Here is a 21,344-nt window from a genome sequence, read left to right as displayed (position 1 = left end):
CCCTGGTCCTGGCATGCGTATCATACTATTGGTGCAGGTTAGCATATGAGCAATTTGCGTTCAAAATATCCGCCTGTGGGTTTCGAGCTAATACTTTTTGCATAATAGGTGTGCAGTACGCGATATGGGGTCGGTTTAGATGGCCATCAACACCATCCCCTTGGAATAAGCCCGCTGCATCGACGATGAAGGCGGCTATTAGTTGTTGACCCCCACCTGTTTCTTGCGGACCAAAAGGGAAGCTGCTAGCGTCAACCCATGCCTTCAGTCGTGGAATTTTACGAGCAGCTCGCCTCCGCGCCGGATGACAAGACGCGGGCGCGCCTTATTGCCGAGGCATTCGAGCGTATGGAGGAGCGCTACCCGGAGGTCAAGGAACTGGCCACCCAGTCCGGCATGCGGGAGACTGAGCTGCGCCTTCAGACGAATACTACCGAGGCCGAGGGTCGGTTGCGTCTGGAGATTGAGCGACTCCGGGCCGAAGTCACCAGGGAGATCGAGAGCCTGCGGGCCGAACTCACCAGGGAGATCGCCCAGACGAAGGTGGATACCATCAAGTGGACGGCTGGGATGCTCATGGTACAGCTCGGCCTGTTCGGCGCCTTGTTGAAGCTGCTGCTACCTTGAGGGAAGTGAGGAGATAACGCACGGGGTCCAGTGAAGCGGCGCCGGGCGGACGGCGATGCCGGCTAGTCGAGGCGGAAGACCTCCGCCAGGTCGATGGCGAGAGCGGGCAGGAGGCCCGAGCGCAGCGGGGTCGATGTAAAGAATTCCGACACCCCGCTGGTACCGGCCTCGCCGAAGACGTGGGCCTGCACCATCCCGGCCGCCGGGTCGACGACCCAGTACTCCTTTAGTCCTCGTAGGTATAGCGGATCTGGGGCCGGACGACGGGCACGTTGCTCACCTCTACTGCTGCCTGACACTCATCACTTGCAGGATAGACCGACGACCGGCTCAGCGCCCATTCCCACCGAACCGCACATCCCCGCACACCACGTCCAGAAACCCCCGCACCCGCGGCGAGATGCGGCCGTAGAGGTCGTCGCGGCTGATGTAGAAGGGCGCGCGGGTGCCGCGGTGCTCGATGCCCTCGCCCACCTGGCGGAAATAGAGGCCATAGGTGCGCAGGCGCCTGGCGAGGCGGGGCTCCATGAGGGCGAAGACGCCCTCCTTGCCGGCCTGCAGGCCGCTGCAGGCGGCGGCCAGGTAGAGTCCCATGGCGATGGGGGGGGTGCGGCGCCGCGGATCGGTGCGGCCATTGCGCTCGGGGACCTGGCCCTCGGGGCGGTGCTGCTCGTTCTCGCGACGGCGGAAGCGCTCGCGCACGGCGAGGCGGGAGATCTCGCCCACGGCGCGGCGGTCGCGGGCCAGGGGGGCGTAGATATCTTCGAAGAGATGGTCCCGGCAGGCGCTCTCGAAGGGCAGTTGCAGGCCTGGGGGATCGCCGGGCACCTGGACCAAGCGCACGCAGCCCGCATAGGTGTTACTGGGCTTGTGCAGCAGCAGGGAATGGAGGGCGTAGCGGTCGTACTCGTCCGTCTCCTGGCGGTCGGGATAACGTGCCCGGTCCTCCCAACCCAGTTCGTCGCAATAGACGTCGTAACGGATGCGGAAGACCTCTGCCCGCAGGGCGTCGGTGTCCGCGGCCACCACCTGGAAATAGCGGTGGAACAGGTGCCCCACGGCGGTGCGATAGAACAGGCGCACCGGCCACAAGGTGCCCAGGGCGCTGGAGATGCGATAGTCGGTCATGGTCGCTGAGGGTTTGCGGTCAATCCTTGGGGCGGGGTTCATGCGCGGGCAGGAGGTCGCTCAGATCGGCCTGCTCCAAGGCACGCACCGCATAAGTGTAGCCGGTTTCCATGAGCTGGTCGGCGCGGTCGAAGTCGAGAATGCGGTAGCCCTCCACCGGCGGCGTGAGATAGAGGTCCGCAAGGTCGCGGTTGCGGCGCTTGTTGAGGTGACTGGAGACATCCATGCAGCGCAGCAGGATGGCGCCCATGCGGGGCACCTCACGGTTGCTTGCCCCCGGCATCAGGCGCTGCCACAACAGGCGGCCGGGCGACGGGCAGTTATCCAGCTCCGGGTCCACCGCCAGCGCCGGGACCTTGCCGACGTCGCTGGCGATGACCGGGCCCGGGTTCAAGTCCCGCATGACATCCACGGGCACGCTGTTCAGCAGCGCGCCATCCACCAGCAGTTCGCCCTTTTCGAACAGCGGCGCGATGAGGCCGGGGATCGCGAGGCTCGCCCGTACCGCCCGCCACACCGGTCCCTCGCGATGGATCTTCACGGCCGGATTGGTGATGTTCACCGACACGGTAAAAAAATTGAGCCACAGGTCCTCGATGTCGCGATCACCGAAGATGTCGCGGAAGCGCTGTTCCGATTTGCGCACCGACATCATGGATATGACGGGTAAGGTGTAGCCGAAGCCCCGGGGCTTGTCCACCAGCACCAGGCGCACGAAACGCACGATCTGCTCGTAGTCGAAGCCGGCCGCCACCAGGGCGGCCAGGAAGCCCCCCATGCTCGCCCCGCCCACGTAGTCCACCGGCACGCCCGCCTCGAGCAGGGCCTTGAACACCCCGATATTGGCGAGGCCGCGGGCCCCCCCCGCCCCCAGCACCAGACCCACGGAGCGCCCGGTGAGGAAACGCCCCAGGCGGGCGACATCGGCCTCCCGACCCTGGCGCAGGTGATGGTGGGCAGCCACCCGTCGTGGCTCCAGCCATGCCCGGGTATTTTTGGGCAGCTGGCCGTCGTCGTCGTGGAGTAGCACCAATTCGGTCGACACGCCGGCGGCCAGTTCCCCCGCCAGGCGCTCCACCGCCCGCAATCGCGGGGAGGCATCGGCCGGCGCCACCAGCAGGATGCGATCCGCCTGGCGGATACAGCGCCGGGTCCAGGGGCTGTCTTCCGGATCCGTGGCGTAGACCACGTGCACCCGGCTCTCCTCCTGCTGGCTGAACCATTTCCGCAGGTACAGCGCGCGGGGGTCATCCTCCGCCAATTGAGCGGCCCCCGAGTTGTGAAAACGGTCGAAGACGCGGGCGTTCAGGTACAGAGTCTTAGCGCCAGCGTTGAGCGCCCGGGCGAGGCGCCGCCCGAAATCCTCCACCCGCGGCTCCAGGGGTACGACGGTAATGGTGCGCACCGGGCTGTCCTTGGCCCGCTCGTGGAAGGATTCGCGGCCCCCCAGTTCGGCAAGCATGCCGCGCACCACATAGACGGCAGCCCGCGGGTTACGCTCCATGATCTGCTCGAAGCCCGCCTGGGACAGACCGATGAGGTCGCTGTCCCGCAGCGCGGTGGCCGTCACCGAGTGGGACTCGCCGGTGACCATGGCGATCTCCCCCACCACGTGGCCGCCCCCTACCTGCTCCAGTTCCATCTGCCGACCCTGCTCTGCGACACTCACCTGCAGGCGGCCATTGACGACGTAGTAGACCGCCTTGGCCGGTTCACCCTGCCGGAACAGGGCTTCCCCGCGCGCCAGACTCACCCAGAAAAAGTGGGAATGAAGTTCCTCCAGGAGCTGCTGGTCGAGGTCGCCGAACAACCGCGAGGTGGCCAGATGCAGGCCGGGCAGGCGATGCAGCAGCACCTGACCGATGAGACGCCGCAGGGAGGGCTCTGCCGCCAGCAGGTGCTCGAAGGAAGCCTTGGAGAGTTCGAGCAGACGGGAGTCTTCGAGGGCCCTGACGGTGGCCGTACGCCGCGCGTTCGGCGCCAGCAGTGCCATCTCTCCTACACACTGGTGGGGTCCGATGCGCGCAAGACTACGGGTACTACCGTCGCCGCCCTCCACCACCACCTCGAGGCTGCCGGCCGTGAGGATATAAAGACATTCCCCGGTATCACCGTGACGGAAGAGTTCGGCACCCGCCGCCAGATGGCGCGTCTGCAGGGCCCCCGCCAGGTGGCGCCGCCCGTCGGCACTGAGCTGGGCGAACAGTTCCACCTGGTCGAGGGGATCCGGGATGGCGGCGCTGGGGATCGCCGTCATGGATGGCCGCCTGGGGATTGGGAGGACTGTCCGGCGACCGGGCCGGCCTCAGGCGAAGAAACGGATATGCCGCGGCGAGTAGTCCAGCTCACCCTTGTCCCGCCGTTCTTCCAGATAACGCAGCACCGTGTCGTGATCCACCCCCGCCAGAGTGGCGAATTCATCCACCCCTCCCTTGAATATCTTGATGCGTTTGTCCTTGCGGTCCTGACTGGATCGAGTCTTGGCCATCCGCAGGGCAAAGTCCAGGCGCTGGTCCAGCGGTGAAAATGCCAGCACCATGGCAAAATCATCCATGCGCCGGATGCGCCGGGAGAACAGATTGAGCAGCGCCCGGATGCGTTCGGGCTCGGCATAGAGTTCGTCCATGAAGGCCTCCCGATCCAGGGTGATGAGTTCGCAATCGGTCACCGCCGTCACCGTGGCCGAACGCGGTGCCTCGTCCACCAGCGCCAATTCCCCGAACAGGTCGCCGCGGGTGAGTCGGGCAAGGGTCAACTCTTCCCCAGCCGGGCTCAGGCGGGAGATCCGGACGATACCCTGATCGACGATGAACGCCATGTCTCCGAGATCACCTTCACTGAATACCACCTCTCCCGCCCTGACGAAGAAACGCTCGAAACTGTCCTGGAAGGTATTCAGAGGCGTCGGTGGCAGGTCCCCGAAGGCCCACTTATGAAAGCCTTCCACGGAACCCGCCAGGGGGACGATGAAGTTGCCCACTTCTTCCACCCAGAACTTGTCGGTCAGACGCTGGAAGCCGAGGCGCCGGTACATGCCCGCCGTTTCGTGATTCACGGCCACCACGATGTGGGTGACGGCGTTGTTCATGGCCACGCCGGCGGCGATTCGGAACATGGCGCGGATGACATCACGGCGGACCCGCCACGGACCTCTGATGGCAAGCATCCCGGCACTGCCCAGCACCACGCCGCAGTCGGATTGGCCGGCCGCCTTCAATTCCCTGGCTGCCTGAGTCCGGTAATCCCCGAAATCGAAGTATTCATCGGTGGGCAGGCCGACGGCGGATTCCTTGACCATGCGCATGGTCGCCACCGGCTCCTGATCTTCGTAGACCACGATGTTGTGGACGTTGGGAAAGGCATCGTAACGGTCCAGGATGCGCGCCCCCGGCAGCGCCTTGCCGCCGAATTTGCCGTCCTCGATGACGAAGACCTCATGGCGCAACCACAGGGCGTCATCCACCTCTTTTTCGCTGCGCGCAATCTTCAGGGTAATCGCCATTGTCGTTGGCTCAAAGGCTTACGGCTAACAGAGTGCGGCTTGCTGACCGAGCCGTCCCCCGACGATCGACCAAGTCCCCCTTCATAGACAAAATGCTGAAGCTTCAGCGGCTGCCCGAATAACAATTTAACTCCCTAAATGCAACGGATGCAAAAGCGGTTGCCACGGCGACCGCTATTCATTCGCCGCGGATATCGGCTCGGGACAACAACGAGCGTACCGCCTGCGAAGGAGGCAAGCCCTCGTGGATCACCCGGTATACCTGCTCCGAGATGGGCATCTCCACCCCCAGCCGGGCCGCCAGCGCCACCACCTCGCGGGTGGTCGCCACGCCCTCCACCACCTGCCCCACTTCGGTAAGCGCCGCGGCCGCCGCGCGACCCTCGCCCAGGGCCTTGCCGAAGCGGCGGTTGCGGGACTGGTTGTCCGTGCAGGTGAGAACCAGATCGCCGAGACCGGCCAGGCCATTGAAGGTGTCCTGGCGCCCTCCCGCGGCCAGCCCCAGCCGCCCCATCTCCGCCAGACCGCGAGTCACCAGGGCGGCGCGGGTGTTGGCGCCGAAGCCCAGGCCGTCGGCGATACCCGCCGCGATGGCGAGGACGTTCTTCACCGCCCCACCGAGCTGTACACCGATCAGATCTTCGCTGATATAGACCCGAAACCACGGGCTGGTGAGGCGGGAGGCCATGTCCGCGGCGAAGTCGGCGTCGTTGGCGGCCACGGTGACGGCGGTGGGCAGCCGGGCAGCCACCTCGGCGGCAAAGGTCGGGCCCGACACCACCGCCAGGGGAACCGTACCCAGGGCCTCTGCGGCAACCTCGTGGAGCAGCCGCGCGCGGCCGGGCTCGAGGCCCTTGGTGCCCCAGGCGATACGCGGCGCCTCCAGCGCCATGTCGGCGAGGCGTTCCATGAGATCCTGGAATCCGTGACTGGGCACCACCACCAGCAGGTCACGGCAACCCGCCACCGCCTCCTCGAGGACCTCGTGGATCTCCAGGGCCGGAGGAAAAACCACCCCCGGCAGGGCATCACGGTGCTCGCGGTCGCGGGCCAGGCGTCGCAGCTGCGCGGGCTCATGGCCCCACAGGCGCACGGCCTGGCCGTTGGCCGCCAGCAGGATGGCCAGGGCGGTACCCCAGGCGCCGGCACCCAGCACCGCGATGGGCGAGGACGCGAGGACGCTGGGAGTGAGGGGGCTCATGGCATTACGGCTACGATGGGCCGAGGCAGGGTGGCGAGGGGAGGCATGGTGCCGTCAGCGCCCCCAATGGGTCACTGCAAGGGCACCGCCGCATCGGTCTCCCGCTGCTGCGCCTGCTGCAGTTGCTGCAGGTACAGGGCGTCGAAGTTCACCGGCGCGATGTTGAGCTGCGGGAAACCGCCACGGATGATGAGGTCGGACACCACCTCGCGGGCATAGGGGAACAGGACGTTGGCGCAATAGGCCCCCAGGGTCTGCTTGAGCTGGTCCGGCTCGAGGCCGCGGATGCCGAAGATCCCCGCCTGCTTGACCTCCGCCAGGAAGGCGGTGTTCTCGCCCACCTTGGCGGTGACCGTGACGCTCACCGTGACCTCGTAATGCTCGTTGCCCAGATCGACGTTGTCCGTGGCGATATTGAGATTGACGTTGGGCTTCCACTCCTGGGAGAACACCTGGGGGGAGTTGGGGGTCTCGAAGGACAGATCCTTGGTGTAGATCTTCTGGATCACCAACTGCGGCTGCTGGTCGCCGTCCGCTTGTTTTGCTGCTTCGCTCATGGGGCTACTCCTGATTTTCGAATGAAACGGACACCAACGTATCCGCCAGAGGTGACATTATCGTCGATGACCGCCTGGGGCCTTACAGGTGCTGGCGCGTCCACCCCAGCAGGCCCTGGAGGTCGAGGGCACCGGCGGTGCGGGCCAGCTCGGCGCCATCCTTGAAGAGGATCAGGGTGGGGATGCTGCGAATGCCGTATTGCATGGCCAGGTTCTGCTCCACCTCCGTATCCACCTTGAGCAGCCGCACCGCGGGCTCTAGTTCCGCCGCCGCGCGCTGGAAATGGGGGGCCATCATCTTGCAGGGGCCGCACCAGTCGGCCCAGAAGTCCACCAGCACGGGGATGTCGTTGCGCGTGACGTGACGCTGGAAGGCCTCGTGGTCAACGGCCACGGGCGTGCCGGTGAAGAGCGCTCCATGGCAGCGGCCGCACTTACCGTGGCGCGGGTCTTTGCCGGCGGGCAGGCGATTGACGCCGAGGCAATGGGGGCAAACGACGTTTCCCGAGGCCATCAATCACACCTCATTTCTTGGAGCGTTTCAGGGGCAGGCCGGCCCCCTGCCAGGCGAGGATGCCGCCCTTGAGGTTGTAGACCCGATCGAAACCGTTCTTGGTGAGGGTGGCGCAGGCCACCTGGGAGCGGCTGCCGCTGCGGCACACCACGATGACCGGCTTGTCCTTGTGCTTCTCCAGTTGCTTCACGCTGCCGTCGAACTTGGCCAGGGGGATATGGGTGGAGTTGATGATGCTGCCCTCGGACAACTCCTTGGGCTCGCGTATATCCACCACCACGGCATCGTCATGGTTGATGAGCTGAGTCGCGCCCATGGGGTCTACGCTCTTGAAGCCCTGCAGGGAGGCGCGCAGAAAGGTGGCCAACAGCAGGGCCAGCACGACGAAGAACGCGCTCACCAGGCCGAGGTGATTGCCCGAGAACTCGATCACTCTATCCACAGCATGTCCCGACTGTTATCTATGTTGAATGGCCCCGCAGACGGCGGGAAGGAAGGGGGGGAAACTACCAGAAACCGGCGGACAATCAACCACCGCGCCCCGGAGAAGCCTCAGGAATAATGGCAGAACACGTCGCGCATGAGGCCGATGAGACGCAGGGTGCGGGCATCCTCCACCTTGTAATACACCCGATTGGCGTCTTTGCGCGCCGTCAGGATGCCCTTGTCCCGCAGGATGGCCAGATGCTGGGAGATGTTGCTCTGGGACGTCCCCACCTTCTCGACGATGTCCTGCACGCTGACCTCCTCGTTGCCGAGGGTGCAGAGGATCTTCAGCCGCAGGGGGTGGGCTATCGCCTTCATGGAGCGAGAGGCGCGCTCGATGTCTTCGTCACGGGTGATGAGGGAATCTTCAGAGGCCATGTCGTCGCTCACGGACGGTTCCTGATGAGGCCCGGAGGCCCATACGAGTCGGGATGATGGACGCAGTATCCCCGACCCTTTCGAAGTTTACCAGTATACAATAATACGATTAACATCAAAGATACGGCCGGTGAAGTCGATGGGATGCGTCCGACCCTCTCCCGCCCGCCCGGCGGACCCTCCGGCGGTTGGCCTTTTGGCACCGAGACCCGGCGGTCATGCTAATATGGGTATGTCCGCAACCCGTTTTCGATCTTCGCCGCCTTCCCATGCCAGCAAGCCATCGTCCCGTCGTTCTGATCATTCTCGATGGCTGGGGGTCGAGCGAACAGCAAGACCACAACGCCATCGCCGCGGCCCACACCCCCACCTGGGATCGCCTGTGGTCGGGCTACCCCCATGGTGCCCTGGACGCCTCCGGCGCCGCCGTGGGCCTACCCGCGGACCAGATGGGCAATTCCGAGGTGGGCCACCTGAACCTGGGCGCGGGCCGCGTGGTCTACCAGGAGTTCACCCGCGTCAGCCGAGCCATCCGCACCGGTTCCTTCTTCAACAATGCCACCCTCACCGACGCCGTGGACCTCGCGGTGGCCAAGGACCGGGCCGTACACATCCTCGGCCTGCTGTCGCCGGGGGGGGTCCACAGCCACGAGGACCACATCCGCGCCTTCGCCGAGCTCGCCGCCGGCCGCGGCGCCCACAAGCTCTATCTCCACGCCTTCCTGGACGGCCGCGACACGCCGCCCAGGAGCGCCGCCGACTCCATCCGCCTGATGGAGGACAAGTTCGCCGAGCTGGGCCGGGGCCGCTTCGCCTCGGTCATCGGCCGCTACTACGCCATGGACCGCGACCACCGCTGGCCGCGCATCCAGGCCGCCTACGAGTTGATCGCCGAGGGCCGCGCCGACCATCACGCCGCCGACGCCCTGTCCGCCCTGGAGGCCGCCTACGCTCGCGGCGAGAGTGACGAGTTCGTGAAGGCCACGGCCATCACGGGGCGGGACGAGGGCCCCGTGACTCTGGAGGACGGCGACGTGGTGGTCTTCATCAACTACCGCTCGGACCGGGCCCGCCAGATCACGCGCGCCTTCATCGAGCCCGGCTTCGACGGCTTCCCCCGCCCGCGCCATGTCGAACTGGGTCGCTTCGTCAGCCTCACCGAGTACAGCGCGGACTTCGACATCCCCGTCGCCTTTCCCCCGGAACGCCTGCGCAACGTCCTCGGGGAATACGCCTCCAACATCGGCTTGCGCCAGCTGCGCATCGCGGAGACGGAGAAATACGCCCACGTCACCTTCTTCTTCAACGGCGGTCTCGACACCCGTTACGAAGGCGAGGATCGGGTGCTGGTGCCATCCCCCAACGTGCGCACCTACGACGAGGTGCCGGAAATGAGTGCTCCGGAGGTCACGGACCGTCTGGTGGCCGCCATCGAGGGCGCAACCTACGACCTGTGCATCTGCAACTACGCCAACCCGGACATGGTGGGGCACACGGGTAACTTCGAGGCCACAGTGCGGGCCATCGAGGCCCTCGACGGCTGCCTCGCCCGGGTGGAGGCCGCCGTGCGGGCGCGCGGCGGCGAACTGGTGATCACGGCGGACCACGGCAACGCCGAGATGATGGTGAACACCGCCATCGACCAGCCCCATACCGCCCACACCCTCAATCCGGTGCCCTTCGTCCACGTCGGCCGTCCCACCCTCGCCGCCGAGCGCGGTGCGCTACGGGACATCGCCCCCACCCTGCTCTACCTCCTCGGGTTGCCCCAACCCCCGGAGATGGACGGGCGCTCCCTACTGGCCTTCGCCACCGACGCCCCGGCGGCGTGATGGACGGTGGCGGCGTGGCCTGGCCGTCCAAGGCCCGGCGCCCGGCCCGGCCCGTTCTTCTCCTGCTGATGGTGGCCGCCCTGGCGGCCGCCCCCTCCCTCGCCGGGGCCGGTCCCCAGGAGGTGCAGGCCGACAAGGAGGCGGAGCTGCGACTGGTCAAGGAGCGCATCCAGACCCTCAACCGGCGCCTCAAGGAGATGCGCGGCGCCAAGACCCGTACCGAGCAGGAACTCGAGGAGCATGACCGCCGGGTGGCGCGCCTGGCCCGGGAGGGCGGGCATACGGAGCGCCAGGTGGAGGCCACCCGCCGGCGCCTGGCCGCGCTGCGGGAGCAGCAGTCGGAGCTCCAGGCCCGGGACCGGGCGCAGACGGCGGCCCTGGCCCGCCAGATCCGGTCCGCGTTCATCATGAGCCGCCAGAACGCCGTCAAGTTGATGCTCAACCAGAACGACCCGGCGGCGGTGCAGCGCGCCCTCACCTACCATGACTACATCAACCGCGAGTACCGCACCGCCATCGAGACGGTACGCCGGCGCCTCGCCGAGCTGGCGGCGGTGGCCCGCCGCATCGGCGAGGAGGAGGCCCGACTCGCCACCCTGCACCGGCAGTTGGAACAGGAGCGGCGGCAGCTCGAGGCCGAACAGCACAGGCGCCGCGAGCTGCTACGGACCCTGACCCGGGATATCGCATCCCGCGGCCAGGAACTCGCTCACCTGAACAGCAACCGCCGCGAACTCGAACGGCTGATCGAGGAACTGGGCCAGGCCCTGGCGGACATCGCCCCCATGCCGGAGCGGGAACGGGCCTTCGCCACCCTGCGCGGGCAACTGCCCTGGCCCTATGGCGGCCGAACCGTCTATCGCTACGGCAGCGCCCGCGGTATCGGCAACCTGCGCTGGCAGGGCGTGGTGCTGGCGGGCCGCCCCGGCGAGCCCGTGCGCGCCATCCATCATGGCCGGGTGGCCTTCGCGGACTGGCTGCGGGGCTTCGGCCTGCTCATCATCCTCGACCACGGCGACGGCTACATGAGCCTGTATGGCCACAACCAGACTCTCATCAAGGAAACCGGGGACTGGGTCGACAGCGGCGAGGCGGTGGCCACCGTGGGGGCCAGTGGCGGCATCGAACGGCCCGGGGTCTATTTCGAGATCCGCAAGAACGCCACGCCCCTCGACCCTGCTGCCTGGTGCCGGAGCTGATCGCGCGGTGAGGATTGCGACCCACCCCCGGTCCTCCCCGCGTACGGATGCCAGGCATGTCTTGTACCCGCCGACAGGCGACCGCTATGCTAGCCCACCTGTGTGTGGAGAACGTTTATGAGACCCTTGGTTCGAATATTCCCCCTGTTGCTGGCCGGCCTCGTGGCCGGCGCGATGGTCTCCGTGGGCCAGGACGTGCTGGCGAAAAAGGAGAACGCCGCCCCCCTGCCCCTGGCCGAACTCCAGGCCTTCAGCCAGGTACTGGAGAAGATCAAGAGCGACTACGTGGAGGAGGTGGACGACAAGACCCTCATCAACAACGCCATCAAGGGCATGCTGTCAGGGCTCGATCCCCACTCCACCTACCTGGACCCGGACGACTACAAGGATCTCCAGGCCGGCACCAGCGGGGAGTTCGGCGGCCTCGGCATCGAGGTCACCATGGAGGACGGCTTCATCAAGGTGGTGGCCCCCATCGATGATACCCCCGCCCAGCGCGCTGGAGTGAAGGCCGGCGACACCATCATCCGGCTGGACGACACCTCCGTGAAGGGGCTGTCCCTCGGCGACGCCGTCAAGGTCATGCGCGGCAAACCAGGCTCGGTCATCACCCTCACCATCATCCGCGAGGGCGCGGACAAGCCCCTCAAACTGGATATCGAGCGCGATGTCATCAAGGTGCAGAGCGTCAAGTCCCGCACCCTGGAGGACGGCTACGGCTACGTCCGCATCACCCAGTTCCAGTCGCACACCAACGACCACCTGCGGGACGCGGTGGATGAACTCAAGCGGGACAACGGCGGGGAACTGCGGGGCCTGGTACTCGATCTGCGCAACAACCCCGGCGGGGTGCTGAGCGCGGCGGTGTCCGTCTCCGACGCCTTCATCAAGAAGGGGTTGCTGGTGTATACGGAAGGCCGCATCGGGGATTCGCGGCTCAAGTTCAACGCCAAGCCCACGGACATCCTCAACGGCGCCCCCCTGGTGGTGCTGGTGAACGGCGGCTCGGCATCCGCCTCCGAGATCGTGGCCGGCGCCCTCCAGGACCAGGAGCGGGCGGTGATCATGGGTGAAGCCACCTTCGGCAAGGGCTCGGTGCAGACCATCCTGCCGATGGAGAACGGCTCCGCCCTCAAGCTCACCACCGCCCGTTACTACACCCCCTCCGGGCGCTCCATTCAAGCGGAGGGCATCGTGCCCGATATCGTCCTGGAGAACGTGACGGTGGCCGCGGCCGAGGATACGGGCTCGGCACGCCTGAAGGAGCGGGACCTGACGCGCCATCTCACCAACGGCGAGGACGAGGATACGCCACGGGACGACGCCCCATCCACCAAGGGTCAGAATGAAGAAGAAGAAGACATCGCCCCCCTGGCGAGCCGGGACTATCCCCTCTACGAGGCCCTCAACCTGCTCAAGGGCCTGGCCATCATCCGCGGCCGCTCCTAACTCTCATGGCGATACGCGCCGTCCGAGATGATGAAAGAAGGGCGCGTATCACCATGTTCGTTCCCTCACCCCATCCCTGTACTCCGGGCATCCTGCCCTGCGCCCTGCGGGCCGCGCCAAGGCGCGTTCAATTCCGTTCCCAACGGATTTGTCCCAGAGGGAGAGGGGGAGTTTGTGCTTCGCGACTTTCACGTTAAACCGCGGGGTTGCGGCCGCCGGACCGCCGTGCGGGGGCTGTTGGCGGTGCTTGCCGGCCTCGCCCTCGTGCCGTGGCCGGCCGCCGCCGAGCCCGGCAGCGCCTATATCGCCCTGGTCATGGACGACCTGGGATACCGCCTCAAGGAAGGTCGGGAGACGGTGGCCCTGCCCAGGGCCGTCACCCTCGGCTTCCTGCCCCATACCCCCCACACCCCGGCCCTGGCGGCGGCGGCCGTGGCCGAGGGCCACGAGATCATGCTCCACATGCCCATGGAGGCGCGCAGCGGCAAGACCCTCGGGCCCGGGGGCCTGACGGCGGCCATGGCCCGCGCCGACCTCATGGGGACCTTCCGCCAGGCCCTGGACAGCCTGCCGGCGGTGGCCGGCGTAAGCAATCACATGGGCAGCCTGCTCACCACCCGCGCAGCCCCCATGGGCTGGCTCATGGAGGCCATGGGTGACTACCCCGGCCTGTATTTCGTGGACAGCCGCACCGCGGGCGCCAGCGTCGCCGCCGCCGCGGCCCGCGACCACGGCATACCCCATTACACCCGCGACGTGTTCCTGGACGACGACCCGTCGCCCGAGGCCATCGAACTCCAGCTCGCCCGTCTGGAACACAAGGCCCGTACCCGGGGCATGGCCCTCGGCATCGGCCACCCCTACCCCGCCACCCTCGACGCCCTCAACGCCTGGCTTCCCGCCCTCGACGAGCGGGGTATCGAGCTCGTGCCGGTTTCGCGCCTCATCGAGCTAAGACAACACCGGCGCCTGGCGAATTTTGAATTTTGAATTCTTAATTTTGAATTGATGCGCTTCGCTGCGCTCGCCCGTTGATTAAAACCGGACGGCTGATTGTAGGTCGGGCTGTGGTCGGGCTGTAGGTCGGGCTGTAGGTCGGGCTTCAGCCCGACAGCCAACGCTGGCGGGCGGCACCGACCCGGCCCGTGGTATGCGCGGCGGGCTTGAATGTCGGGATGAATCCCGACCTACATCCGTGCCACAAGAGCAGGCGGTGGTTGTGTATCTGTAGGTCGGGCTTCAGCCCGACAGCCAACGCTGGCGGGCGGCACCGACCCGGCGCGAGGTATGCGCGGCGGGCTTGAATGTCGGGATGAATCCCGACCTACATCCGTGCCACAAGAGCAGGCGGTGGTTGTGTATCTGTAGGTCGGGCTGTGGGTCGGGCTGTAGGTCGGACTTCAGTCCGACAGCCCGCGGTGGGGCTTCCACCCCGGCGCGAGGTATCCGCGGCGGCTTGGATGTCGGGATGAATCCCGACCTACATCCGTGCCACAAGAGCAGGCGGTGGTTGTGTATCTGTAGGTCAGGCTGTGGGTCGGGCTGTAGGTCGGACTTCAGTCCGACAGCCCGCGGTGGGGCTTCCACCCCGGCGCGAGGTATACACGGCGGCTTGAATGTCGGGATGAATCCCGACCTACGTCCGTGCCACAGGAGCAAACGGTGAATCCCAGGGCATCTGCAGCCCCCACCCCACCCAAAAAATTCAAAATTAAGAATTCAAAATTCAAAATTCGACGCTAGTCGTAAGGCCATGCGGCCAGCAGCAGAAACACCCCCAGGCCGCCCAGCACCCAGGTGCCAATGGGGGCGGGGCCCAGCATGGGGGGGGCGTAACCGTCGAGGCCGAGGAGCACGGCCGCGGACAACACCAGGCCGGTGCCGATGATGGCGAACACGGTGCGTTCGTTATGCCGGCGCATCTCCCGGCGCAGTTTGGCCAGCTCCGTGGATTGCCACTGCACCACCAGGGTCCCGTCCTGGGCCTTCTTCAGCACGTCATGGGTCATGGCCGGCAGCCGGGGCAGCATCTCGCCCCACTCGGGGGCCGCGGTGCGCACGCCGCGCACCAGGCCGCGCACGCCGATCTGCTCGCTCATCCAGCGTTCCATGAAGGGCTTGGCAGTGGTCCACAGGTCCAGATCGGGGTAAACCTGGCGCCCCAGACCCTCGATGTTCAGCAGAGTCTTCTCCAGCAGCACCAGCTGCGGTTGCACCTCCATATTGAAACGCCGCGCGGTCTGGAACAGCCGTACCAGCAGGGTGGCGAAGGATATTTCCTTGAATGGGCGGTCGAAGATGGGCTCGCACACGGTACGGATGGCTGCCTCGAACTCGTCCACCCGGGTGTGGGCGGGGACCCAGCCGGACTGCACGTGGAGTTCCGCCACCCGGCGGTAGTCGCGGCGGAAGAAGGCATAGAGATTCTCCGCCAGGTAGCGCTGGTCCTCCCGGCTCAGGGTACCGACGATGCCGAAGTCCACCGAGATGTAATAGGGCCGCTGAAGGTCGTCGGCGTTGATGAAGATATTGCCCGGGTGCATGTCGGCGTGGAAAAAGTTGTGCCGAAACACCTGGGTGAAGAAGATCTCCACCCCTCGCTCCGCCAACACCTTGAGGTTGACCCCGGCTGCCCGCAGGGTGGGGAGGTCACCGATGGCATAGCCCCCCACCCGTTCCATCACCATGACGTTGCGCCGCGTCAGGGGCCAGTGCACCTCCGGAATGTAGAGGAGTTCGGAGTCCTCGAAGTTGCGCCGCAGCTGGGAGGCCGAGCCGGCCTCCCGCAACAGGTCCAGTTCATCCAGGATGGTCTTTTCGTATTCCGCCACCACCTCGCGGGGCCGCAGCCGCCGGCCCTCGGCCCAGAAGCGGTCGGCCAGGGCCGCCATGGTGTGCAGGAGTTCCATGTCGCGGCGGATCACCCGTTCGATGCGCGGCCTCAGCACCTTCACCACCACCTCACGGCCGTCCTTCAGGCGGGCGGCATGGACCTGGGCGATGGAGGCCGAGGCCAAGGGGGTCTCGTCGAAGCGGTCGAAGACCTCCTCCAGGCGATGGCCGTAGGCCTTCTCGATGATGGCCCGGGCTTCGACCCCGGGATAGGGCGGCACGCGGTCCTGGAGGCCGGCGAGTTCGTCGGCGATGTCCGCGGGCAACAGGTCCCGGCGGGTGGACAGGAGCTGGCCGAACTTGACGAAGATGGGCCCCAGGTCCTCCAGGGACTCGCGGATGCGCTGGCCCCGGGCGGGCAGATTACGGGGGAACCATTGCCACGGCCGCACCAGGTAGAACATCCAGCGCACCGGCCGCAGCAGGTGGGTGGCGAGGATGACATCGTCCAGGCCGTGGCGTACCAGCACCAGGTTGATATGGGCCAGGCGCAGGGCCCTGCCGAGACCCATCATGCCCGCAGACGAGCCTCGTCACCGCCGCGTCCGCGCGCCGCCCATGGCAAGCCAGCCACCGGGCGGCGGCGCCGGGATCCCGGCCCCACGCCGCGGGTCGGCCCTATCATGCGGGTTCCTCCGGGTCACCACCCGCCGCCCCCTCCAGGCGTTCCAGCCGCGCCTCCAGGCGCGCCACGTCGTCCCTCAGGATGTCCGCCGCGGCGCTGAAGGCCCGCACCTCTTCCTCCCGCACCACCAGCCGCGACTCCTCTTCGAGGAAGTCCCGGGTGTCCTCGGCCAGGCTCGCCCGGGTCTGGTCCGACCACCTCCCCAGGCCGCGCACGCCGCGCGCCATCTGATGACCCACGGTGTCCCCCAAGAGACGGGTGAGGGGCTCCTCCCAATCCAGGTCCGCGGCGGCCAGGATCCCCCGCAGGCGTTCCAGCAACCTGGTGTCCCCCGTCACCTCGACCTCGCCCCGGAACAGGGATTGGTAGGGCTCGGTGCTGGTGAACAGGCGCAGCAGGGCCAGGGGCGGCCCGCTGATGATGGTGTCGGGGGCGTCGCCGCCCTCCCGCGGCCAGGAGGCCAGATGAACGCCGTCGGCGGCGATGAACACCTGCATCCTCAACCCCAGGCCCCGCACCTCGATGCCCAGGTTGCGGCCCGACAGGGCCCCGAGGGCTCCGGCGGCCGCCGGATCCAGCCCCAGGCCGCGGTTGATGAACTCCTCCAGCACCAGCATCCAGGCCATCTCCGGGCTCCCGTGGTCAGACCTTGAAGCCGCGGTGCACGGCCACCACGCCCGCGGACAGGTTGTGATAGTCGCAACGCCCGAAGCCGGCGGCCTCCATCATGGCCTTGAGGTCCTCCTGGTCGGGATGCATGCGGATGGATTCCGCCAGGTAACGATAGCTCTGGTCGTCACCCGCCACCAGGCGGCCGAGGCGCGGCAGCACGTTGAAAGAATAGCCGTCGTAGAGGCGCCGCAACAGGCGGCTTTGGACGTGGGAGAACTCCAACACCAGCAGCTTGCCGCCCGGCCGCAGCACCCGCTGGATGGCCGCCAGGGCGCGCTCCTTGCGGGTGACGTTGCGCAGACCGAAGGCCATGGTGACGCAATCGAAGTGATCGTCGGCGAAGGGCAGACTCTCGGCGTCGGCGAGGACGTAGTCCACGTTGCCCACGATGCCGCGGTCCACCAGGCGGCGGCGTCCCACCTCCAGCATGGCGGCATTGATGTCACTCAACACCACCCGGCCGGCCGCGCCCACCCGGGGGGCCATGAGGGCGGCGAGGTCACCGGTGCCCCCCGCCAGGTCCAGCACCCGGTGCCCCGGCCGCAGCCCGGCGGTGGATACCGTGAAGCGCTTCCACACCCGGTGGATGCCCAGGGACATGAGGTCGTTCATGATGTCGTAGCGGTCCGCCACGGACTCGAACACCTGCCCCACGCGGCCGGCCTTGTCCGCCTCGTCCACCTCCTGATATCCGAAATGGGTCTTGTTGCTGTCCACGCGGCGCCTCCTATGGCGTCATCTGTCAGGAATCGGTGCGGCGTTTGCGGCCCGCCTGCTCCAGGGCCTCCAGGTAGTCCCGCCAGTAGGTCTCGTAGTTGGCACCGAGATCGTACAGGGTATGCCAGGCATAGATCCCGGTGTTGTGCTCGTCGTCGAAGTGCAGGCACACGGCGTAGTTACCCACGGGCTCGATCTTGACGATGTTGACGTCCTCCTTGCCCACCTGCAGGGTGCCCTCGCCCGGCCCATGGCCCCGCACCTCCGCCGAAGGCGAATACACCCGCAGGTACTCGCAGGGCAGATTGAAGCGTGCGCCGTCGGAGAAGGCAACCTCCAGGGTCCTGGATTTCTGGTGAAGATTGAGCTCCGTGGGAGTGGGTGTGTTGTCGCTCATGGTCGTGTCTCGTGTCGGTAGGGTAACGCCGTCAGTGTAAACAAGCCCCGGGACCGCAGGCACCCACCCTTGTCGGGGTATTGGCGCCGGGGAAACGCTGCATCCCCGATGCGTTTGCCGCGGCAGATTCGTCTGCCGTGCCGATGTGGCCCTGGATGGCCAATCATCAGCCTGTCCCTAGAGGATGTACTGGCTCAGATCCTCGTCCCGGGCCAGTTCGGCCAGATGCTCGTCCACGTAGGCCGCGTCCACCACCACCGCCTGGCCGGCGCATTCCGGCGCCTCGAAGGAGATGGTCTCCAACAGGCGCTCCAGCACCGTGTGCAGCCGCCGCGCGCCGATGTTCTCGGCCCGCTCGTTGACCTCCCAGGCCACCTCGGCGAGGCGCCTCACGGCATCGTCGGTGAAAGAGAGCCTCACCTCCTCGGTGGCCATCAGGGCCTGGTACTGCTCCATCAGGGAGGCGTCGGGCTCCTTGAGGATGCGCACGAAGTCCTCCACCCCCAGGGCGGCCAGTTCGACGCGGATGGGCAGGCGGCCCTGGAGCTCGGGGATGAGGTCCGAGGGCTTGGCCAGATGGAAGGCACCGGAGGCGATGAACAGGATGTGGTCGGTGCGCACCATGCCGTACTTGGTGGAGACGGTGGAACCCTCCACCAGCGGCAGCAGGTCCCGCTGCACGCCCTCCCGGGACACGTCGGCGCCGCTGGTCTCCGAACGGCTGGCCACCTTGTCCAACTCGTCCAGGAACACGATGCCGTTCTGCTCCACGTTGTAGAGGGCGCTGGTCTTGATGTCGTCCTCGTTCACCAGCTTGCCGGCCTCCTCCTCCACCAGCAGCTTGAGGGCATGCTTTATCTGCAACTTGCGGCTCTTGGTGCGATTGCCGGCCATGTTCTGGAACATGCTCTGGAGCTGGCTGGTCATCTCCTCCATGCCGGGCGGGGCCATGATCTCCACCCCCGGTCCGGCGGCCCTCACCTCGATCTCCACCTCGCGCTCGTCGAGGCGGCCCTCCCGCAGCATCTTGCGGAACTTCTGGCGGGTATCCGAGCCCTCTTCAGGCGCGTCGGCGGCGCGGCTGTCGAAACCCTCCCGGGCGGGCCTCAGGAGGGCGTCCAGCAGGCGCTCCTCGGCCAGTTCCTCGGCCCGCGTGCGCACCTTGGCGGTCTCCGCGTCCCGCTGCATGGATACCGCGGAATCCATGAGGTCGCGGATGATGGACTCCACGTCCCGTCCGACGTAGCCCACCTCGGTGAACTTGGTGGCCTCCACCTTGATGAAGGGGGCATGGGCGAGACGGGCGAGGCGGCGGGCGATCTCCGTCTTGCCCACGCCGGTGGGCCCGATCATGAGGATGTTCTTGGGGGAGATCTCGCTGCGCAGGGGCTCCTCTATCTGGGCACGGCGCCAGCGGTTGCGCAGGGCGATGGCCACCGCACGCTTCGCCTCGTCCTGGCCGATGATGTGCTTGTCCAGTTCGTGGACGATCTCTCGGGGGGTCATTTGGGACATGGGTGTTCAAACCGACTCGGGTGGGTGAAAAACATGGGATTGCCGGCGACCGCGGGGGTTCAATCGGCTTCCAGTTCTTCGATGGTAAGATGGTGATTGGTGTAGACGCAGATATCGGCGGCGATCGACAGGGCGCGTTCCACGATATCCCGGGCACCGAGTTCCGTGTTCTCCAGCAGGGCCCGGGCGGCGGCCTCGGCGTAGGGGCCGCCCGAGCCGATGGCCATGAGGTCGTACTCGGGCTCGATGACGTCGCCGGTACCGGAAATAATAAGGGAATCCTTGACGTCCGCCACCGTGAGCAGGGCCTCGAGACGCCGCAGGCTGCGGTCGGTGCGCCAGTCCTTGGCCAGTTCCACGGCGGAGCGCACCAGGTTGCCCTGGTGCTTCTCCAGCTTGCCCTCGAAGCGCTCGAAAAGGGTGAAGGCGTCGGCGGTGCCGCCGGCGAAACCGGCGATGACGCGGCCCTGGAACAGCCGCCGCACCTTGCGCGCGTTGCCCTTCATGACGGTGTCGCCCATGGAAACCTGACCGTCGCCGCCGATGGCGACCCGGCCCTGCCGGCGGACCGAGAGGATGGTGGTGCCTCTGAACTGCTGCAAGGGTCTCTCCCTGGAGTGGGGTTATGGACCCACAATCTTATCATCTTCCGGCGCCCCCGCGCCGCCGGCGCGACGCAGAGGCACCGGGGACCCGCTCCGTTGCGGTAGTGAAGCGGCAGCCCCCGCCTCAGGAGGAGGAGGAGCGTTTCCTGGCCCGCGGGTGGGCGGCGTCGTAGACCCGCGCCAGGTGCTGGAAATCCAAATGGGTGTAGATCTGAGTGGTGCTGATGTTCGAGTGGCCGAGGAGTTCCTGTACCGCCCGCAGATCGCCGCTGGATTCCAGCAGGTGGCTGGCGAAGGAGTGACGCAGCATGTGGGGATGCACGCCGCGCCCCAGGCCCACCGCCGCGGCGCGCCGGCCGAGGCGCTGTTGCACCGCGCGGCCGGAGAGGCGCCCGCCGCGGCGGCTCACGAATACCGCGCGGACGTCGGCCCGGGCCAGCCCGCCGCGCACCTTGAGCCAGTCCTGGAGGGCGGCAACGGCGTGGCGCCCAACCGGTACCACGCGGCGCTTGTTGCCCTTGCCCGTCACCGTCACCAGGGCCTCGTGGAGATCCAGCGCCTCCAGATTCAGCCCCACCAGCTCCGCCAGCCGCAGGCCGGAGCCATACATCAGCTCCCACATGGCGCGGTCCCGCAGGCCCAGATCATCAGGCTCGCCGCCTCCCACCACCGCCGCCGCCCCATCCACGTCGAGCAGCGCGGGCAGGCGCCGGGCCACCTTGGGCGCCGCCACGCCGCGCCCCGGATTGGCGCCCACCACGCCCTCCCGCATCAGATAGGCGAAGAGCCCCCGCACCGCCGACAACTTGCGCTGGATGCTGTGTCCGCCGAGGCCACCCCGGTGACGTTCCGCGGCGAAGGCCCGCACGGTGGCGGCGTCGATGTCACACGGCGCCGCGCCCCCCCGGGCATCGAGAAAGTCCAGGAACCCCTCCAGGTCCCGGCCATAGGCCGCCGTGGTATGGGGCGAGAGGCGACGCTCCCGGGCGAGATGATCCAGGTAGCGAGGCAGCCAGTGGCGCAGGGTTTCGGCGACGGGGGACACGGC

21 protein-coding genes are annotated in these 21,344 nt (G+C 67.0%); 5 read left to right on the top strand and 16 right to left on the bottom strand.

The genetic code is table 11. The features are described 5' to 3' along the window. Positions 1 to 258: 258 nt before the first annotated feature. Positions 259 to 627: a DUF1640 domain-containing protein gene (locus tag U5S82_10415; GenBank protein MDZ7752061.1), complete on the top strand. Its 369-nt coding sequence runs from the start codon at positions 259 to 261 to the stop codon at positions 625 to 627. A 62-nt stretch (positions 628 to 689) separates the two neighbouring features. On the opposite strand, the gene U5S82_10410 is transcribed toward U5S82_10415, so the two are convergent. The 9 genes from U5S82_10410 to U5S82_10370 all read right to left on the bottom strand — a co-directional run bounded on the left by U5S82_10410 (position 690) and on the right by U5S82_10370 (position 8,393). Continuing rightward, positions 690 to 821 (bottom strand): hypothetical protein, encoded by a 132-nt coding sequence (locus tag U5S82_10410; protein ID MDZ7752060.1) that lies wholly within the window; start codon positions 819 to 821, stop codon positions 690 to 692. A gap of 136 nt (positions 822 to 957) precedes the next feature. Next, positions 958 to 1,755, bottom strand: a complete 798-nt coding sequence (locus U5S82_10405) for a PEP-CTERM/exosortase system-associated acyltransferase (protein ID MDZ7752059.1) — start codon at positions 1,753 to 1,755, stop codon at positions 958 to 960. A gap of 19 nt (positions 1,756 to 1,774) precedes the next feature. After that, entirely contained in the window at positions 1,775 to 4,012 is a 2,238-nt protein-coding gene (locus tag U5S82_10400) for a cyclic nucleotide-binding and patatin-like phospholipase domain-containing protein (GenBank protein ID MDZ7752058.1), read from the bottom strand. A gap of 48 nt (positions 4,013 to 4,060) precedes the next feature. After that, positions 4,061 to 5,257 carry a cyclic nucleotide-binding domain-containing protein gene (locus U5S82_10395; protein ID MDZ7752057.1) on the bottom strand — a complete coding sequence of 399 codons (1,197 nt, stop codon included), beginning with the start codon at positions 5,255 to 5,257 and terminating at the stop codon, positions 4,061 to 4,063. Between the two features lie 178 nt (positions 5,258 to 5,435). Further along, positions 5,436 to 6,458, bottom strand: coding sequence for an NAD(P)H-dependent glycerol-3-phosphate dehydrogenase (locus tag U5S82_10390; GenBank protein MDZ7752056.1), 1,023 nt, complete (start codon positions 6,456 to 6,458; stop codon positions 5,436 to 5,438). Between the two features lie 71 nt (positions 6,459 to 6,529). Then, positions 6,530 to 7,015, bottom strand: coding sequence for a protein-export chaperone SecB (secB, locus tag U5S82_10385; GenBank protein MDZ7752055.1), 486 nt, complete (start codon positions 7,013 to 7,015; stop codon positions 6,530 to 6,532). An 82-nt stretch (positions 7,016 to 7,097) separates the two neighbouring features. Further along, a complete protein-coding gene (trxC, locus tag U5S82_10380) occupies positions 7,098 to 7,529 on the bottom strand; it encodes a thioredoxin TrxC (GenBank protein ID MDZ7752054.1) in 432 nt (143 codons plus the stop codon). A gap of 10 nt (positions 7,530 to 7,539) precedes the next feature. Continuing rightward, complete coding sequence (locus U5S82_10375; GenBank protein MDZ7752053.1) at positions 7,540 to 7,971, bottom strand: rhodanese-like domain-containing protein; 432 nt, start codon at positions 7,969 to 7,971, stop codon at positions 7,540 to 7,542. Positions 7,972 to 8,081: 110 nt separating this feature from the next. After that, entirely contained in the window at positions 8,082 to 8,393 is a 312-nt protein-coding gene (locus tag U5S82_10370) for a metalloregulator ArsR/SmtB family transcription factor (protein MDZ7752052.1), read from the bottom strand. A 269-nt stretch (positions 8,394 to 8,662) separates the two neighbouring features. Here U5S82_10370 and gpmI point away from each other — a divergent pair, with 269 nt between their 5' ends. The 4 genes from gpmI (at position 8,663) to U5S82_10350 (ending at position 13,863) form a co-directional block, all read left to right on the top strand. Then, on the top strand, positions 8,663 to 10,225 hold the full coding sequence (gpmI, locus tag U5S82_10365; protein MDZ7752051.1) for a 2,3-bisphosphoglycerate-independent phosphoglycerate mutase: 1,563 nt from the start codon (positions 8,663 to 8,665) through the stop codon (positions 10,223 to 10,225). Then, positions 10,225 to 11,424, top strand: coding sequence for a peptidoglycan DD-metalloendopeptidase family protein (locus U5S82_10360; GenBank protein ID MDZ7752050.1), 1,200 nt, complete (start codon positions 10,225 to 10,227; stop codon positions 11,422 to 11,424). The genes gpmI and U5S82_10360 overlap by 1 nt, the downstream gene beginning before the upstream one ends. 117 nt (positions 11,425 to 11,541) lie before the next feature. After that, positions 11,542 to 12,873, top strand: a complete 1,332-nt coding sequence (locus U5S82_10355; protein MDZ7752049.1) for a S41 family peptidase — start codon at positions 11,542 to 11,544, stop codon at positions 12,871 to 12,873. Positions 12,874 to 13,047: 174 nt separating this feature from the next. Then, the gene (locus tag U5S82_10350) at positions 13,048 to 13,863 is read left to right on the top strand and encodes a divergent polysaccharide deacetylase family protein (GenBank protein ID MDZ7752048.1); all 816 of its coding nucleotides are present in this window, start codon (positions 13,048 to 13,050) and stop codon (positions 13,861 to 13,863) included. A gap of 749 nt (positions 13,864 to 14,612) precedes the next feature. Here U5S82_10350 and ubiB read toward each other — a convergent pair. The 7 genes from ubiB to xerC form a co-directional block, all read right to left on the bottom strand. After that, positions 14,613 to 16,280: a ubiquinone biosynthesis regulatory protein kinase UbiB gene (ubiB, locus tag U5S82_10345; protein MDZ7752047.1), complete on the bottom strand. Its 1,668-nt coding sequence runs from the start codon at positions 16,278 to 16,280 to the stop codon at positions 14,613 to 14,615. 106 nt (positions 16,281 to 16,386) lie between these two features. Next, positions 16,387 to 17,016 (bottom strand): SCP2 sterol-binding domain-containing protein, encoded by a 630-nt coding sequence (locus tag U5S82_10340; protein ID MDZ7752046.1) that lies wholly within the window; start codon positions 17,014 to 17,016, stop codon positions 16,387 to 16,389. Between the two features lie 16 nt (positions 17,017 to 17,032). Then, complete coding sequence (gene ubiE / locus U5S82_10335; protein MDZ7752045.1) at positions 17,033 to 17,779, bottom strand: bifunctional demethylmenaquinone methyltransferase/2-methoxy-6-polyprenyl-1,4-benzoquinol methylase UbiE; 747 nt, start codon at positions 17,777 to 17,779, stop codon at positions 17,033 to 17,035. 25 nt (positions 17,780 to 17,804) lie between these two features. Beyond that, entirely contained in the window at positions 17,805 to 18,176 is a 372-nt protein-coding gene (locus U5S82_10330; protein ID MDZ7752044.1) for a DUF971 domain-containing protein, read from the bottom strand. Between the two features lie 177 nt (positions 18,177 to 18,353). Then, a complete protein-coding gene (gene hslU, locus U5S82_10325) occupies positions 18,354 to 19,691 on the bottom strand; it encodes an ATP-dependent protease ATPase subunit HslU (GenBank protein ID MDZ7752043.1) in 1,338 nt (445 codons plus the stop codon). Positions 19,692 to 19,750: 59 nt separating this feature from the next. After that, positions 19,751 to 20,293, bottom strand: a complete 543-nt coding sequence (gene hslV / locus U5S82_10320; GenBank protein ID MDZ7752042.1) for an ATP-dependent protease subunit HslV — start codon at positions 20,291 to 20,293, stop codon at positions 19,751 to 19,753. A 127-nt stretch (positions 20,294 to 20,420) separates the two neighbouring features. Further along, a complete protein-coding gene (gene xerC, locus U5S82_10315) occupies positions 20,421 to 21,341 on the bottom strand; it encodes a tyrosine recombinase XerC (GenBank protein MDZ7752041.1) in 921 nt (306 codons plus the stop codon). Positions 21,342 to 21,344 lie beyond the last annotated feature (3 nt).

The sequence above is a fragment of the Gammaproteobacteria bacterium genome (assembly GCA_034522055.1).
Classification (GTDB): Bacteria; Pseudomonadota; Gammaproteobacteria; order JAABTG01; family JAABTG01; genus JAABTG01.
This window is presented reverse-complemented; position numbering and strand designations above follow the sequence as displayed.

What these genes read in the sequence shown, in the direction of transcription:
- U5S82_10415 (MDZ7752061.1), top strand. Translation starts at nt 259, where the DNA reads ATGCCTTCAGTCGTGGAATTTTACGAGCAGCTCGCCTCCGCGCCGGAT.
- U5S82_10410 (MDZ7752060.1), bottom strand. Translation starts at nt 821, where the DNA reads ATGGTGCAGGCCCACGTCTTCGGCGAGGCCGGTACCAGCGGGGTGTCG.
- U5S82_10405 (MDZ7752059.1), bottom strand. Translation starts at nt 1,755, where the DNA reads ATGACCGACTATCGCATCTCCAGCGCCCTGGGCACCTTGTGGCCGGTG.
- U5S82_10400 (MDZ7752058.1), bottom strand. Translation starts at nt 4,012, where the DNA reads ATGACGGCGATCCCCAGCGCCGCCATCCCGGATCCCCTCGACCAGGTG.
- U5S82_10395 (MDZ7752057.1), bottom strand. Translation starts at nt 5,257, where the DNA reads ATGGCGATTACCCTGAAGATTGCGCGCAGCGAAAAAGAGGTGGATGAC.
- U5S82_10390 (MDZ7752056.1), bottom strand. Translation starts at nt 6,458, where the DNA reads ATGAGCCCCCTCACTCCCAGCGTCCTCGCGTCCTCGCCCATCGCGGTG.
- secB (MDZ7752055.1), bottom strand. Translation starts at nt 7,015, where the DNA reads ATGAGCGAAGCAGCAAAACAAGCGGACGGCGACCAGCAGCCGCAGTTG.
- trxC (MDZ7752054.1), bottom strand. Translation starts at nt 7,529, where the DNA reads ATGGCCTCGGGAAACGTCGTTTGCCCCCATTGCCTCGGCGTCAATCGC.
- U5S82_10370 (MDZ7752052.1), bottom strand. Translation starts at nt 8,393, where the DNA reads ATGGCCTCTGAAGATTCCCTCATCACCCGTGACGAAGACATCGAGCGC.
- gpmI (MDZ7752051.1), top strand. Translation starts at nt 8,663, where the DNA reads ATGCCAGCAAGCCATCGTCCCGTCGTTCTGATCATTCTCGATGGCTGG.
- U5S82_10360 (MDZ7752050.1), top strand. Translation starts at nt 10,225, where the DNA reads ATGGACGGTGGCGGCGTGGCCTGGCCGTCCAAGGCCCGGCGCCCGGCC.
- U5S82_10355 (MDZ7752049.1), top strand. Translation starts at nt 11,542, where the DNA reads ATGAGACCCTTGGTTCGAATATTCCCCCTGTTGCTGGCCGGCCTCGTG.
- ubiB (MDZ7752047.1), bottom strand. Translation starts at nt 16,280, where the DNA reads ATGATGGGTCTCGGCAGGGCCCTGCGCCTGGCCCATATCAACCTGGTG.
- U5S82_10340 (MDZ7752046.1), bottom strand. Translation starts at nt 17,016, where the DNA reads ATGGCCTGGATGCTGGTGCTGGAGGAGTTCATCAACCGCGGCCTGGGG.
- U5S82_10330 (MDZ7752044.1), bottom strand. Translation starts at nt 18,176, where the DNA reads ATGAGCGACAACACACCCACTCCCACGGAGCTCAATCTTCACCAGAAA.
- hslU (MDZ7752043.1), bottom strand. Translation starts at nt 19,691, where the DNA reads ATGTCCCAAATGACCCCCCGAGAGATCGTCCACGAACTGGACAAGCAC.